This is a genomic window from Burkholderia sp. BCC1998 (assembly GCF_905339875.1).
In the GTDB taxonomy this organism is placed as follows: domain Bacteria; phylum Pseudomonadota; class Gammaproteobacteria; order Burkholderiales; family Burkholderiaceae; genus Burkholderia.
On sequence record NZ_CAJPHE010000028.1, the window covers coordinates 26,954 to 41,721 of the forward strand.

Annotated in this window: 12 protein-coding genes and 1 pseudogene; 10 read left to right on the forward strand and 3 right to left on the reverse strand. The window is 66.4% G+C overall.

Features of this window, described 5'->3' with window-relative positions; translation table 11 throughout:
* Positions 1-38: 38 nt before the first annotated feature.
* Positions 39-755 (reverse strand): YdcF family protein, encoded by a 717-nt coding sequence (locus tag U5A56_RS32520; protein WP_321926661.1) that lies wholly within the window; start codon positions 753-755, stop codon positions 39-41.
* Positions 756-912: 157 nt separating this feature from the next.
* Between U5A56_RS32520 and U5A56_RS32525 the strand changes: the two genes are divergently transcribed.
* Complete coding sequence (locus tag U5A56_RS32525) at positions 913-1,230, forward strand: hypothetical protein (protein WP_044846039.1); 318 nt, start codon at positions 913-915, stop codon at positions 1,228-1,230.
* Positions 1,231-1,411: 181 nt separating this feature from the next.
* On the opposite strand, the gene U5A56_RS32530 is transcribed toward U5A56_RS32525, so the two are convergent.
* Together U5A56_RS32530 and U5A56_RS32535 are read right to left on the reverse strand one after the other, a co-directional pair.
* Entirely contained in the window at positions 1,412-1,663 is a 252-nt protein-coding gene (locus U5A56_RS32530) for a hypothetical protein (RefSeq protein ID WP_044846038.1), read from the reverse strand.
* A 201-nt stretch (positions 1,664-1,864) separates the two neighbouring features.
* Positions 1,865-2,260 (reverse strand): annotated as a pseudogene (locus U5A56_RS32535) (transposase); the annotation flags it as partial.
* A 430-nt stretch (positions 2,261-2,690) separates the two neighbouring features.
* Here U5A56_RS32535 and U5A56_RS32540 point away from each other — a divergent pair.
* The 9 genes from U5A56_RS32540 (at position 2,691) to truB (ending at position 14,750) form a co-directional block, all read left to right on the forward strand.
* Positions 2,691-3,593, forward strand: coding sequence for a LysR family transcriptional regulator (locus U5A56_RS32540; RefSeq protein ID WP_321926629.1), 903 nt, complete (start codon positions 2,691-2,693; stop codon positions 3,591-3,593).
* Positions 3,594-3,659: 66 nt separating this feature from the next.
* The gene (locus U5A56_RS32545) at positions 3,660-4,862 is read left to right on the forward strand and encodes a pyridoxal phosphate-dependent aminotransferase (RefSeq protein WP_321926631.1); all 1,203 of its coding nucleotides are present in this window, start codon (positions 3,660-3,662) and stop codon (positions 4,860-4,862) included.
* Between the two features lie 272 nt (positions 4,863-5,134).
* On the forward strand, positions 5,135-6,157 hold the full coding sequence (scpB, locus tag U5A56_RS32550; RefSeq protein WP_321802182.1) for an SMC-Scp complex subunit ScpB: 1,023 nt from the start codon (positions 5,135-5,137) through the stop codon (positions 6,155-6,157).
* 60 nt (positions 6,158-6,217) lie between these two features.
* On the forward strand, positions 6,218-7,927 hold the full coding sequence (gene rluB, locus U5A56_RS32555) for a 23S rRNA pseudouridine(2605) synthase RluB (protein WP_044846034.1): 1,710 nt from the start codon (positions 6,218-6,220) through the stop codon (positions 7,925-7,927).
* A 418-nt stretch (positions 7,928-8,345) separates the two neighbouring features.
* Positions 8,346-8,804 carry a ribosome maturation factor RimP gene (gene rimP / locus U5A56_RS32560; RefSeq protein ID WP_014897219.1) on the forward strand — a complete coding sequence of 153 codons (459 nt, stop codon included), beginning with the start codon at positions 8,346-8,348 and terminating at the stop codon, positions 8,802-8,804.
* Positions 8,804-10,279 (forward strand): transcription termination factor NusA, encoded by a 1,476-nt coding sequence (nusA, locus tag U5A56_RS32565; protein WP_044846033.1) that lies wholly within the window; start codon positions 8,804-8,806, stop codon positions 10,277-10,279. Before rimP ends, nusA begins: the two co-directional genes overlap by 1 nt.
* Positions 10,280-10,370: 91 nt before the next feature.
* Positions 10,371-13,292, forward strand: a complete 2,922-nt coding sequence (infB, locus tag U5A56_RS32570) for a translation initiation factor IF-2 (protein ID WP_321926633.1) — start codon at positions 10,371-10,373, stop codon at positions 13,290-13,292.
* 113 nt (positions 13,293-13,405) lie between these two features.
* Complete coding sequence (gene rbfA, locus U5A56_RS32575; RefSeq protein WP_006495346.1) at positions 13,406-13,804, forward strand: 30S ribosome-binding factor RbfA; 399 nt, start codon at positions 13,406-13,408, stop codon at positions 13,802-13,804.
* A gap of 13 nt (positions 13,805-13,817) precedes the next feature.
* Complete coding sequence (gene truB / locus U5A56_RS32580; protein ID WP_321821967.1) at positions 13,818-14,750, forward strand: tRNA pseudouridine(55) synthase TruB; 933 nt, start codon at positions 13,818-13,820, stop codon at positions 14,748-14,750.
* Positions 14,751-14,768 lie beyond the last annotated feature (18 nt).

Here is a 14,768-nt window from a genome sequence, read left to right on the forward strand (position 1 = left end):
CGGCACCGTCGCGTTCGCCGCCGGTGCAAGCGTTGCAATCAAAACCAGCCGAGCCATCGGTAGACGTGGAACTGTGCGATGCCGATCAGTTCGTGCAATGCCTGATTCGCGTCTTCCAGGTTGTGCCAGCGGGGCAGCCAGCCCGTTTGCGCGCGCCGGCGGTTCGCATAAACGGGTTGCGGATCGATGCCGAAGCGGCGGAAATCGAGCAATGCGCGGCGCATCTGATAGGACGACGTGACGAGAATGCGCGTGTCGTCATGTTGTGAGCGTAGTATAGATGCAGTGAATTTCGCATTTTCGTAGGTGGTACGGCTGTTCGGCTCGAGGACGAGGTCGCTGGAAGCGACACCCGCCGCGACCAGCAGGCGCCCGTAGACGGCCGCCTCGGTTTCGCCGTGACGTTGCGGGTCGCCGCCCGACATCACCACGGTGCAGCGGGCAGCCTGCTGCCGGCACGTGCGGTAGAGCGCCGCGGTCTCGCGGATGCGTGCTTCCCCGTCGGGAGGCGGTCGCAGGCCGGTGTCGCTGCGCCGCGTGCCGGCGCCGATGATGATCAGCGTGGTCCGGCCATGCATGTCGGGGCGCTCGACCGGCGTCACGCCCGCTTCGGTCCACGCGATGAGCGGCGCGGCGAGCCAGCCTGTCGCGAGCAGCCAGAACAGCGCGACGCTCGCGATCGCGATGAGTCGCCGCCGCTTGCGGCAGAGCATGAAACCGATGAAGAGAAGTACAAATGAATCGAACAGAATCAATTTGATTGGGGTATGGTGTCTTTTTATGGACGGCTGACGATCCGGCCCTGACGCGACGCCGAACGTCGGCCCCCAGAATCGGTGGCGGTATCGGCGGGCGGAGCTCCCGCCCGGCGCGCCGCTTCGCATTGTCGCTGCACTTTAAGAAAGAATCGAGATGACCACGTATTCCAACGAAGCGGTGCTCGACGCATTGAGACGAGTGCAGTACCGCCAGGTACCGTGGGCGCGCCGCCCGGGCGTGTTCGAGTATCTCCGGTCGCTGGGGCTGATGGACACGGTCAGGCAGAAGACCGTTGCTCCCGCACCGGGTTTTCATGCGCCGGTCGACATCGCGGTGCTGACCGATAACGGTCGTGCCGAATGCGCGCGCCTCGAGCGTGACGAGAAACTGCTTTCCTGGACCGATCGCCGTATGGACGACTACGCATTGAGCGAAGCGAGCGCCGTGGCGATTCTCGAAAGCCGCCTGTAGCGGCGCACTCCCGTTCTCGCGCGCCGTCCACCGGCGACGCAAAAAAAAGCCCGTATCGCGAGGATACGGGCGTACCGGATACTTTTGCTGTTGCCACGCTGTGCTCATGGCAACGAATGTGACTCGTCGCATGTCGGGCAGTTCCCGAATCCGGTAATTTTCTTTGACGAATTCCTGCGGACTACGGATGACGCGGCAGGTCGGACGGCTGCGAGCCAGTGCGCGCGCGCGCGTTGCTGGCGATGTCGCCGCGCAAATCGCCGCGCGGCACGGTCTGCCGATTGGGCGGCGCGGCGGGCGGTTGCTGGCGAAGGGTGTTCCGATGATCCTGCTGGTGGTGAGGCGGCTTCGCGCGATCGTCCGCGCGAGCGGGGGCGGTCAGCGCCAGCGAAATGACAATGCCGCATGCGACGAGCAGTGACATTGGTTTCATGGCGGGGCTCCCTTCAAGCCACCGGCGCGGCCTGTTGATATTTCGCTAAGGTAAGCGTGGGAGTGCAGGCTTGCTGTAAATAATCGTAAATAGATGTATCGCCGCACGACAGCGCAATCGACGGCGATGCGAGCGCCGCGCAAAAGCGCGTGGCACTGAAAGAAACCGGGCGGCCGAAGCCGCCCGATCGAGCATGCGTTACGCCATCTTCACGGGGGCGCGCCAGGATTCCGGGTTGGTCCAGAAGGCGCCGCGCAGCCGGTCGCGGCTCGGCGGTGCTGGCGGCTTCGTCGCGCTCGCCCCAATGCGCCCGCGCAGCGAGATCTGGCGGCCGCTCGTGCCGAGTCGCTTGACGATTTCGGCGAGCGTGCCGTCTGCCTGCCATTCGTCGAAGCGACGGCGGCAGGTCGGCGGCGACGGATAGCGGCCCGGCAGCTTCGACCAGCCTTCACCCGTCGACAGTACCCACAGCACGGCGTTTACCACCGAACGGGCCTCGACGCGGGGACGGCCGCGCCGTTCACTGCGTGCGGGTTCCGAGCAAAACAGACCTTCGACCAGCGCCCACTCGTTATCTCTCAAATCGTCGAACAGCATCATGTCCTCACCTCAGCGAAGCTAACTCCGGTGCGCTGCCCTGCGCCGCGCACTCTTCAAGCACTCGAGCGTCGAGTGCCGGGTGGGGGCTTCCGGTTGGCCGGCAGCGGCGTTTCTGCCCTCTGTCCGACTCGACCTGCGCCCTGTACGTCAGATAAAGCACGATGTGTGCCATGTCTGAGGCGATTCCCGCGAGAGCCGCTTGGCAGCGGGCTGACGGCTAAGTCAGCTAGGGGCGTATAAGACGCCAAAATAACCCGCCAGCAAATCAGGACAATCACCAATCTTGTGCAAGTCGCCCGTGCTACGTGCGTTTGCGTCGATATTGCACCGCAGCGAAACATGTGCTGCCGGTGCCGGATTCACACATCGAAGACGATGGCGCGCATTAAAATCGCGCATCGGTATCGACGATTGATGAGGAGAGGGGATGAACGTTACGCTGCGCCAGCTTCGCGTATTCATCGAGGTTGCGCGGCTCCGGAGCTTCAGTCGCGCGGGAGACGAGATCGGGCTCACGCAGTCCGCGGTCAGCCGTTGCGTGCGCGAACTCGAGACCGAGCTCGGACTGAAGCTGATCGACCGGACGACGCGCGACGTGCAGTTGACCGACGTCGGGACGAACCTGATCGCGAGCGTGTCCCGCCTGATCGCCGATCTCGACGACACGCTGCGCGAGATTCGCGAGATCGGCGAGCAGCGGCGGGGGCGCGTGATCGTCGCTGCGAGCCCGACGATCGCGTGCCGGCTCATGCCGCGCGTCGTCGCGTCGTGCGAGCGCCAGTTCCCGTTCGTCACGCTCGGCCTGCGTGACGACGTGCAGAGCGACGTCCTGCGCAAGGTGAAGTCGAGCGAAGTCGATTTCGGCGTCGTTATCGGGCCGCTCGCCGTTGCCGATCTCGTGTGCGAACCGTTGATGACCGACTCGTTCTGCCTGGTCGCGCGCGCCGATCATCCGCTCGCGGCGCGGGCCGAGGTGCCGTGGACGGCGCTCGACGGCGAGCGTCTCGTGCTGCTCGACCATGCGTCCGGAAGCCGGCCGCTGATCGACGCCGCGCTGGCCGCCCATCGGGTCAATGCGACGGTCATGCAGGAGCTCGGGCATTCGGCGACGGTGTTCGGGCTCGTCGAGGCCGGCGTCGGCGTGAGCGTGCAGCCGTGGCTGTCGCTGCCGCTGCCGGCCGGATCGACGCTGGTCGCGCGGCCGCTGACGCCGCGTGCCGAGCGCACCGTCGAGCTGGTGCGCCGCCGCGACCGGTCGCTGTCGCCGGCCGCGCAGGCGATCTGGGAGCTCGTGCGCCAGATGCCGGCGCGGGCGGAGGATCTCGACTGAAAGGGTGCGGATCGGGCGCGCACGCCGCTACACTACGCGGATCGTGTTCCTCGGTGGCGGTTCTCGATGACGCATTCCGCAGATGTCGGCCCGGCGACGGGCGAGCCGGCGGCGCGCAGCGCAGTTCAGGCGCTGCGTCCGTCGCTGATCAGGGAAGTGGCGAACGCCGGCTTCGGCGTACCCGACGTGCTGCCGTTCTGGTTCGGCGAGTCCGATCGCGTGACGCCCGCATTCATTCGCGACGCGGCTGCCGCGGCACTGCGCGACGGCGCAACCTTCTACACGCACAACCTCGGCACCGTGCCGCTGCGCAACGCGATTGCGACCTATGTTGGTGCGCGTCACGGTGCGACGGCGGCCGATACGATCGCCGTGACGAGTTCGGGCGTGAGCGCGCTGATGCTGGCCGCGCAGTTGCTGGTCGGCCCGGGCGACCGCGTCGTCGCCGTCACGCCGCTCTGGCCGAACCTCGTCGAGATCCCGAAGATCCTCGGTGCACAGGTCGAGTGCGTGTCGCTCCGCCATGGCGAGGCGGGCTGGCGGCTCGACGTCGACCGGCTGCTCGCGGCGCTGACGCCCGGCACGCGAATGCTGTTCGTCAACTCGCCGAACAATCCGACCGGTTGGGTGATGTCCCGCGACGAGCAGCAGGCCGTGCTCGCGCATTGCCGGCGCCACGGCATCTGGGTGGTCGCCGACGAGGTATACGAACGGCTCGTGTTCGGCGCGGACGGCGCGCCGTCGTTCCTCGATATCGCATCGCGCGACGAGCGGGTCATCGTCGTGAATTCGTTCTCGAAGGCCTGGGCGATGACGGGCTGGCGGCTCGGATGGCTGGTCGCGCCGGCGTCGGTCATGGGCGATCTGTCGAAGCTGGTCGAGTACAACACGTCGTGCGCGCCGGGTTTCATCCAGGCCGCGGGCGAAGTCGCGCTGCGTGACGGCGAGCCGTTCGTGCAGTCGTTCGTCGCGGCGCTGCGCGGTGCGCGTGACCACCTGGTCGCCGCGCTGCGCACGTTGCCGGGCGTCGACGTGCCGCCTCCGCCGGGCGCGATGTACCTGTTCCTGCGGTTGCCGGGCGCGGGCGACAGTCTTGCATTGTGCAAGTCGCTGGTGCGCGAGGCGGGACTCGGGCTGGCGCCCGGCCGCGCGTTCGGCCCGGAGGGGGAAGGGTTCGTGCGCTGGTGCTACGCGTGCGATCCGGTGCGGCTCGAGGCAGGCGTCGAGCGCTTGCGGGCGTTCCTCGCGCGCGGCGCAGGCCTGCGTTGAAGCGGGGACGGAGCGGGTGCGGCGTACGGGCGGCGGGCCGTTCGGCTCATCTTTACGCACCGGGCAATTTTGCGTAAGATGGCGCTCAGTCACGCGGTTCCGTCGTTGAACCGTGCTGTTCCGTCCGGTTTGGGCCTGGCTTGAAGTTGGTTCGCCGCCCCCGGTTCGTGCTCCCATCAATATGACCGATCAGAATCGGGCGAGCGCGTCTTCCGTTCCTTTCGTCTGTTTGTTGATCCGGTTCGTTTGACCACAGGGTCTGGCCTAGCTGCATGAATACCCAAGAGGCGAAGATCGTCCTCGAGACTGCTTTGATCTGTGCGCAGGAACCGCTGAAGCTCGGCGATTTGCGCAAGCTCTTTGCCGACGGCGTGTCGGCTGACACGGTCCGCACGTTGCTCGAAGATCTGAAACAGGATTGGTCCGGCCGCGGTGTCGAACTGGTGGCGCTGGCAACCGGATGGCGCTTCCAGAGCAAGCCGGCGATGCGCCATTACCTGGACCGACTGCATCCCGAGAAGCCGCCGAAATATTCGCGTGCGGTGCTCGAGACGCTCGCGATCATTGCGTATCGGCAACCCGTCACGCGTGGCGACATCGAAGAGATTCGCGGCGTCACGGTCAATACGCAGGTGGTCAAGCAACTCGAGGATCGCGGCTGGATCGAGGTGATCGGGCATCGCGACGTGCCGGGCCGCCCGGCGCTGTACGCGACGACCAAGCAGTTCCTCGACGATCTCGGCCTGAAGGCGCTCGACGACCTGCCGGCGCTCGAGGAGCCGGCGGCGAACATCGAAGCCGCGCTGCTCGCGCAGCAGGCGATGGACTTCGACGGCGATGCGCCGGCGGCGGACGCGGTGCCGGAAGCCGGCGAAGCGGCGGCCGACGAGCCGCACGTTCAGCCGGATGAATTGCCGGGCGACGCCGCAACGGAAGGCGCGCCGACGCAGGAAATGCCGAACCGCGATACGCTGGAAGCGGATCGCGTTCAGAGCGAACAGGGCGGCGCCGAAGCAGCGCCGGCCGGCGGGCAGCCCGAGCCGCTGCACGCGGTGTGGAACGAGGAAGATCGCAAGCCGGCTGCCGACGCGGTTGCCGGAGACGGAGCGGAAGCGGCCGGCGACATGCCGGGCGAGGCTGGCCAGGCCGACGCCTCACGCTCCCGTCCCGCGGACGGCGAGTTGCTGGACGATACGTCCGACAGCCTCGCCGACGCCGTACGCAGTGCCAGCGCGCCCATCGGCGCCGACGCGCTGCCGGACGACGAAGCAGAACCCGAACAGCGCCGCGCCTGATCGCGGCCGACTTCTTGCCGCGCCCGAGTCGGGCGCGAGACCTGACATTTTGAGGTTGTTTTGACTGATATCCACGATATTGAATCGTCCGCGCCTGCCGTGCAGGCCGCGCGTGCCGACGATGCGCCGGAGCAGGACGCTCCGGCCGCGGGTGGTGACGAGCGTCCCCGCCGCGGCCTGCGGCGCGGCCCGCGCAGCCTGATCGCGCGTCGCCGCGCGGCAGCCAAGTCGAAGGGCGATGGCGAGTCGCAGGGCGGCGAGGGCGCGGAAGCGCAGCCGGCCGACGCGGCGGAAGCGCAGCCCGCACGCGCGCCGCGCAAGGAAGGTGCGGCCAAGGGTGGCCGCAAGCCGGCCGGCAAGCGCGAAGGCGCAGCCAAGGGTGCCCAGGGCGGGCAAGGCGGCCAGGGGCGACGCGGCGGTTCGGCGAAGGCCGAGGGCGGCGCGGCGAAGGCCGAAGGCGACGCAGCGTCGCAGGACGATCTGTTCGCCTATGTGACGTCGCCGGCATTCGACGCGGACAATTCGGCGGGCGGCAGCGGCGTACGTGCGCCGATGCTGCGTCGCGGCCGCAGCCAGCCGGCGAACAAGCGCGTGCTGTCGCCGGACGACGACGCGCCGAAGCTCCACAAGGTGCTCGCGGAAGCCGGCATGGGTTCGCGCCGCGAAATGGAAGAGCTGATCGTCGCCGGCCGCGTGTCGGTGAACGGTGAGCCCGCGCATATCGGCCAGCGCATCATGCCGACCGACCAGGTCCGCATCAACGGCAAGCCGGTCAAGCGCAAGCTGCCGAACAAGCCGCCGCGCGTGCTGCTGTACCACAAGCCGACCGGCGAGATCGTCAGCCACGCGGACCCGGAAGGTCGTCCGTCGGTGTTCGACCGCCTGCCGCCGATGAAGACGGCGAAATGGCTCGCGGTGGGCCGTCTCGACTTCAACACCGAAGGCCTGCTGATGCTGACGACGTCGGGCGATCTCGCGAACCGCTTCATGCATCCGCGCTACAGCGTCGAACGCGAGTACGCGGTGCGCGTCGTCGGCGAACTGTCCGAAGGGATGCGGCAGAAGCTGCTGCATGGCGTCGAGCTCGATGACGGCCCGGCGAACTTCCTGCGCATCCGCGACGGTGGCGGCGAAGGCACGAACCACTGGTATCACGTTGCGCTGGCCGAAGGCCGCAACCGCGAAGTGCGCCGGATGTTCGAGGCGGCCGGCCTGATGGTGAGCCGCCTGATCCGTACGCGTCACGGTCCGATCCCGCTGCCGCGCGGCCTGAAGCGCGGTCGCTGGGAAGAGCTTGACGAGGCGCAGGTGCGCAAGCTGATGGCGACCGTCGGCCTGAAGGCGCCGTCCGAGGAAAAGGGCAAGCGCGGTGGTGGCGGGCAGGCCGAGCGCCGCCAGCCGGATCCGATGCAGACGTCGATGGGCTTCATCGGCCGCGAGCCGGTGCTGACGACGCATGGTCAGCTCGACCAGCCGCGTCGCGGTGGCGGCCGGCGCGGCGCCCCGGGCCTGCCCGGCCTGAGCGGTTACGGCAGCTTGCCGGTTTCGCCGTCGGGTTATGGCAACCGCTCGGGTGGCGGTCGCGATGTCGACGGCAATCGTGCGTCGTATGGCGCGGGCCCCAAGCGTGAAGGCGCTGGCGGCAAGCGCGGCGGCGGCAAGGGCGGCAACCGCAATCCCAACGGCAATCGCGCCGAAGGCGCCGGCAACGGCGGCGGCGGTGCGCGCGGCGGTCAGCGTCCGCAGCGCAATCGCTCGCGGGGCCGCTGAGCGTTTGTGGCGTCCGGCGGCATGAAGCCGCCGGTGTGCCGGCGAAATCGGCATGAGTCCGGTTGGGTCGGCACCTCGCCCTGCGTGTTTTGCTTTTGACTGTATATATATCGCGCTGCCGGATTGTGCCGCCTGGTCGGACAGTCCGGTTTCGCATTTTTGGTCGGTAAAGGCGGGCTGGACGCTGCTTTTACCGGCTGGCTTGGCGTTTGCGCCAAAAATCGCTATAATCGCGGAGTCGCTGGGCGTACGGATTCAATGTGCGGCTCAGGTGCGACCACCAGTAAGAAGATGGGCGTTCCGCCCATTTTTTTTTGCTGAAACGGTTAGGCATCTCGGGTAGCGCTTCCTGCGCCGGCTAAGGCGCGCGCCCGCGGGTGAATCGCGAGCGGCGGGCGCGAACACCTGAGAGGACACTGTGCAACTGACGGAACTGATAGAAACCACGGTCACCGGGCTCGGCTACGAGCTGGTGGATCTCGAGCGCACCGGGCGCGGCATGCTTTGCATCTACATCGATCAGCCTGCCGGCATCTCGCTCGAAGATTGCGAAAAGGTCACGCGTCAGCTCCAGCACGTCTTGACGGTCGAAAACATCGATTACGAACGGCTCGAAGTCTCGTCCCCGGGGCTCGACCGCCCGTTGAAGAAGCTGGCCGACTTCGAGCGCTTCGCCGGCAGCGAAGTTTCCGTGACCTTGAAAAAGCCGCTGGACGGGCGCAAGACGTACCGGGGCATTCTGCACGCGCCGAATGGCGAAACGATCGGTTTGGAATTTGAGAGGAAGAAGGGCGAGGCAGCCATGCTGGATTTCACGCTGGCCGATATCGACAAAGCCCGCCTGATTCCGCAAGTTGACTTTAGGAGCCGCAAATAATGAGTCGCGAAGTGTTGATGCTGGTGGATGCGCTGGCGCGCGAGAAAAACGTCGACAAGGATGTGGTGCTGGGCGCCCTCGAGGCCGCGCTCGCTTCCGCTTCCAAGAAGCTGTTCGACGAAGGCGCCGAAATCCGCGTCCATATCGATCGCGAAAGCGGCGAGCACGAAACCTTCCGTCGCTGGCTCGTCGTGCCCGACGAGGCAGGCTTGCAGGAGCCGGATCGCGAGATCCTGCTGTTCGAAGCACGTGAGCAGAAGCCCGACGTCGAAGTCGGCGAATTCATCGAGGAGCCGGTGCCGTCGATCGAGTTCGGCCGTATCGGCGCGCAGGCCGCGAAGCAGGTGATCCTGCAGAAGGTGCGCGATGCCGAACGCGAGCAGATCCTGAACGACTACCTCGAGCGCGGCGAAAAGATCATGACCGGCACGGTGAAGCGCCTCGACAAGGGCAACTTCATCGTCGAATCGGGCCGTGTCGAAGCGCTGCTGCGCCGCGACCAGCTGATCCCGAAGGAAAACCTGCGCGTGGGCGACCGCGTGCGTGCCTACATCGCGAAGGTCGACCGCACCGCGCGCGGCCCGCAGATCGAACTCTCGCGCACGGCGCCCGAGTTCCTGATGAAGCTGTTCGAGATGGAAGTGCCGGAAATCGAGCAGGGCCTGCTCGAGATCAAGGCAGCCGCTCGCGATCCGGGCGTGCGCGCGAAGATCGGCGTGATCGCCTACGACAAGCGGATCGATCCGATCGGCACGTGCGTCGGCATCCGCGGCTCCCGCGTGCAGGCCGTGCGCAACGAGCTCGGTGGCGAAAACATCGACATCGTGCTATGGTCCGAGGATCCCGCCCAGTTCGTGATCGGCGCGCTCGCGCCGGCAGCCGTCCAGTCGATCGTCGTCGATGAAGAAAAGCACTCGATGGACGTCGTCGTCGACGAGAACGAGCTGGCTGTCGCGATCGGCCGCAGCGGTCAGAACGTTCGCCTTGCCAGCGAACTGACCGGCTGGCAGATCAACATCATGACGCCGGACGAATCCGCCCTGAAGCAGGGTGAAGAGCGCGACCGACTGCGTTCGCTGTTCATGGCGCGTCTCGACGTCGACGAAGAAGTTGCCGACATCCTGATCGACGAAGGCTTCACGAGCCTCGAAGAGATCGCGTACGTGCCGCTCAACGAAATGCTCGAAATCGAGGCGTTCGACGAGGACACCGTGCACGAACTGCGCAACCGCGCACGCGACGCTCTGTTGACGATGGCGATCGCGAACGAAGAAAAGGTTGAAAATGCAGCGCTGGATTTGAAGGGCCTCGACGGCATCACGCCGGAGTTGCTCGCGAAGCTGGCCGAACACGGCATGCAGACGCGCGACGATGTCGCCGAGCTGGCCGTGGATGAACTGGTCGATATGACCGGGATGGAAGAGGATGCCGCTAAGGCGTTGATCATGAAAGCACGTGAACACTGGTTCCAGTGAGAAATGACCATGGCGCACTGATTTGATGGCGGCCGTATGGCCTGACCCGATGCTAACCGCAAGGAATCGGTCCTTGCACTAAGAGGAATGAATGGCGAGTAACAACGTAGCCCAATTTGCCGCGGAACTGAAAATGCCTGCTGGTGTGCTGCTCGAACAGCTGCAGGCAGCGGGCGTCCAGAAAGCGAGTGAAGACGATGCGCTGTCCGAAGCGGACAAGGCGCGTCTGCTCGATCATTTGCGCAAGTCACACGGCGCAACCGACGGCGACAAGCGCAAGATCACGCTGACCCGCAAGCATACGTCGGAGATCAAGCAATCTGACGCGACGGGCAAGGCTCGCACCATTCAGGTCGAGGTCCGCAAGAAGCGTACGTTCGTCAAGCGCGACGACGTGGCCGAGGGTGCGGAACAGGGTCAGGCGCAGGTCGCCGAAGCGGACGACGATGCGGAACTGAAGCGTCGCGAGGAAGAAGCGCGCCGCGAGGCCGAGCTGCTCGAGAAGCAGGCGCAGGAACTGCGCGAGCGTCAGGAGCGCCTCGAGCGCGAGGAAGCCGAGCGCCGTGCCCGTGAGGAAGCGGCCGAAGCCGAGCGCCGCCGTGCCGAGGAAGAAGCGGCGGCGAAGCGTGCCGCGGCCGAAGCCGCAGCGGCACAGCAGGCGGCTGCCCAGCAGGCCGCCGAGGCTCAGCAGGAAGCAGCCGGTGCGCAGTCCGCGCAGGATGAAGCACGCGCGGCCGCCGAACGTGCGGCCCAGCGCGAAGCGGCGAAGAAGGCCGAGGATGCTGCCCGCGAGGCGGCGGACAAGGCGCGCGCCGAGCAGGAAGAGATCAGCAAGCGTCGCGCGGCGGCAGAAGCCGAAGCACGCGCGATCCGCGAAATGATGAACACGCCGCGCAAGGCCGTGGTCAAGGCAGTCGAGCCGCCGAAGCCGGTGGAACCGCCGAAGCCGGCCGAAGCGAAGGGCACGCTGCACAAGCCGGCAAAGCCGGCGGGCGCAGCTGCGCAAGCACGCCCGGCCGTGAAGAAGCCGGCCGGTGCAGCGCCGGCGGCCACGACGGCACTGGCAGGCGCGGGCGACCGCAACAAGAAGCCGGGCGGCGGCAAGGGCGGCTGGCAGGACGACGCAGCGAAGCGCCGCGGCATCAAGACGCGCGGCGATTCGAGCGGCGGCGTCGACCGCGGCTGGCGCGGCGGCCCGAAGGGTCGCGGCCGTCACCAGGACAGCGCATCGACGTTCCAGGCACCGACCGAACCGATCGTGCGTGAAGTGCACGTGCCGGAAACCATCTCGGTTGCCGATCTCGCGCACAAGATGTCGATCAAGGCCTCCGAAGTCATCAAGGTGATGATGAAGATGGGCCAGATGGTCACGATCAACCAGGTGCTGGACCAGGAAACGGCGATGATCGTCGTCGAGGAACTGGGCCACCGCGCGGTTGCCGCGAAGCTGGACGATCCGGAAGCACTGCTGGTCGAAGGCGAGACCGGTACCGATGCGGAACAGCTGCCGCGTCCGCCGGTCGTCACCGTGATGGGTCACGTCGACCACGGCAAGACCTCGCTGCTCGACCACATCCGCCGCGCGAAGGTTGCAGCGGGCGAAGCGGGCGGCATTACGCAGCACATCGGCGCATACCACGTCGAAACGCCGCGCGGCGTCATCACGTTCCTCGATACGCCGGGTCACGAAGCGTTCACGGCAATGCGTGCACGCGGCGCGAAGGCGACCGACATCGTGGTGCTGGTGGTGGCTGCCGACGACGGCGTGATGCCGCAGACGAAGGAAGCCATCGCGCACGCGAAGGCGGGTGGCGTGCCGATCGTCGTGGCGATCAACAAGATCGACAAGCCGGAAGCGAACCCGGACCGCGTCAAGCAGGAACTGGTCGCGGAAGGCGTCGTGCCGGAAGAATACGGTGGCGATTCGCCGTTCGTGCCGGTGTCGGCCAAGACGGGCGTCGGTATCGACGACCTGCTCGAGAACGTGCTGCTGCAGGCCGAAGTGCTGGAACTGAAGGCGCCGGTCGAGGCGCCGGCGAAGGGCATCGTGATCGAAGCGAAGCTGGACAAGGGCAAGGGCCCGGTCGCGACGATCCTGGTGCAGTCGGGTACGCTGAATCGCGGCGACATCGTGCTCGCAGGCACGGCTTACGGCCGCGTGCGTGCGATGCTCGACGAGAACGGCAAGCCGACGAAGGAAGCCGGCCCGTCGATCCCGGTCGAAATCCAGGGTCTGTCGGAAGTGCCGGGTGCAGGCGAGGAAGTGATCGTGCTGCCGGACGAGCGCAAGGCGCGCGAAATCGCGCTGTTCCGTCAGGGCAAGTTCCGCGACGTCAAGCTGGCGAAGCAGCAGGCCGCGAAGCTGGAAAGCATGCTCGAGCAGATGGGCGAAGGCGAAGTGCAGAACCTGCCGCTCATCATCAAGGCAGACGTGCAGGGCTCGCAGGAAGCGCTCGTGCAGTCGCTGCTCAAGCTGTCGACCGACGAAGTGCGCGTGCAGATCGTGCACAGCGCGGTGGGCGGCATCAGCGAGAACGACGTCAACCTGGCAACGGCATCGAAGGCGGTCATCATCGGCTTCAATACGCGTGCGGATGCACAGGCGCGCAAGCTGGCCGAAGCGAACGGTATCGACATCCGCTACTACAACATCATCTACGACGCAGTGGATGAGGTGAAGGCCGCGATGTCGGGCATGCTGGCGCCGGAGAAGCGCGAAGTCGTGACCGGCATGGTCGAGGTGCGCCAGGTGTTCAAGGTGCCGAAGGTCGGTACGGTTGCCGGCTGTATGGTCACCGACGGTATCGTCAAGCGCTCGTCGTCGGTTCGCGTGCTGCGCAACAACGTCGTGATCTTCACGGGCGAACTCGAATCGCTGAAGCGCTTCAAGGACGACGTGAAGGAAGTCAAGCAAGGCTTCGAGTGCGGTATGTCGGTGAAGAACTTCAACGACATCATCGAAGGCGACCAGTTCGAAGTCTTCGAAGTGACCGAAGTCGCACGGACGCTGTAATCGTCGCGTATCGGCTCATGGGGCGGGGCAGGCTTGGGCCTGTCCCGCCCATTTTCATGGTGGCGCGCCAACGGCGCGTCGCTTTATCCTGATAAACGGATCACGGATCGATCATGTCCAGGAAACGTACTTCCCCCAATCGCAACGTTCAGATCGCCGACCAGATTCAGCGCGATCTGTCCGAACTCATCATGCGCGAGGTCAAAGACCCGCGCATCGGTATCGTGACCATCCAGAGCGTCGAGCTCACGCCGGACTACGCGCACGCGAAGGTCTATTTCACGGCGCTGACCGGCGATCCGGACAAGACGCAGGAAGCGCTGAACCACGCGTCGGGCCACCTGCACAACCTGCTGTTCAAGCGCCTGCACATTCATACGGTGCCGACGCTGCACTTCCATTACGACCAGACGATCGAGAAGGCCGTGGAAATGTCGCGCCTGATCAAGGAAGCCAACTCGACGCGCGCGAAGGACGACGACGAAGCCGACGCGCCCGCGAAGGACGATTGAGCGCGCACGCCCCATGACGACTGCAGCTCCCCAGCGTCCACGCGTGCCGCGGCGCGCGCTGGATGGCGTCCTTCTGCTCGACAAACCGGTCGGCCTGTCGAGCAACGACGCCCTGATTCGCGCGAAGCGCCTGCTTCTCGCGAAGAAAGCCGGCCATACCGGCACGCTCGATCCGCTGGCCTCGGGCCTGTTGCCGCTGTGCTTCGGCGAAGCGACGAAGTTCTCGCAGGACTTGCTGGAAGCGGACAAGACTTACGAAGCGACGATGCGTCTCGGCGTGCGCACGACCACCGGCGACGCGGAAGGCGACGTGCTCGACACGCGCGCCGTCGAATGCGACCGTGCGGCGGTCGAAGCGGCGCTCGCGCGCTTTACCGGCGAGATCGTGCAGGTGCCGCCGATGTATTCGGCGCTCAAGCGCGACGGCAAGCCGCTGTACGAATACGCGCGTGCGGGCCAGACCGTCGAGCGGGAAGGCCGCAACGTGACGATCCATGCGCTCGATCTGCTGGCCTGTGAATTGCCGGACGTGACGTTCCGCGTGACCTGCAGCAAGGGCACGTATGTGCGCACGCTGGCCGAAGACATCGGCGAAGCGCTCGGCTGCGGCGCACATCTGACGATGCTGCGTCGCACGGGTGTCGGCGCGCTGACGCTCGAACATGCGGTGACGCTCGACGCGCTGTCCGACGCTGCCGAAGCGGCGCGCGACGCCTGGCTTCAGCCGGTCGACGCGTTGCTGTCGACGTTTCCGCTGGTGCGCCTCGACGAAACGAGTGCGAAGCGATTCCTGCACGGCCAGCGCTTGCCGCTGTCGGCGCTCGATTCGATCGATGCGGCCGAGGGCGAGCGTGTGCGCGTGTACGACGCGCAGCGACTGCTCGGCGTGGCGCGCAAGGCCAACGGCGTGCTCGCGCCCGAACGCCTCGTCGTGACGGCTGCGTAACGCGCGACGCGCAAGCGC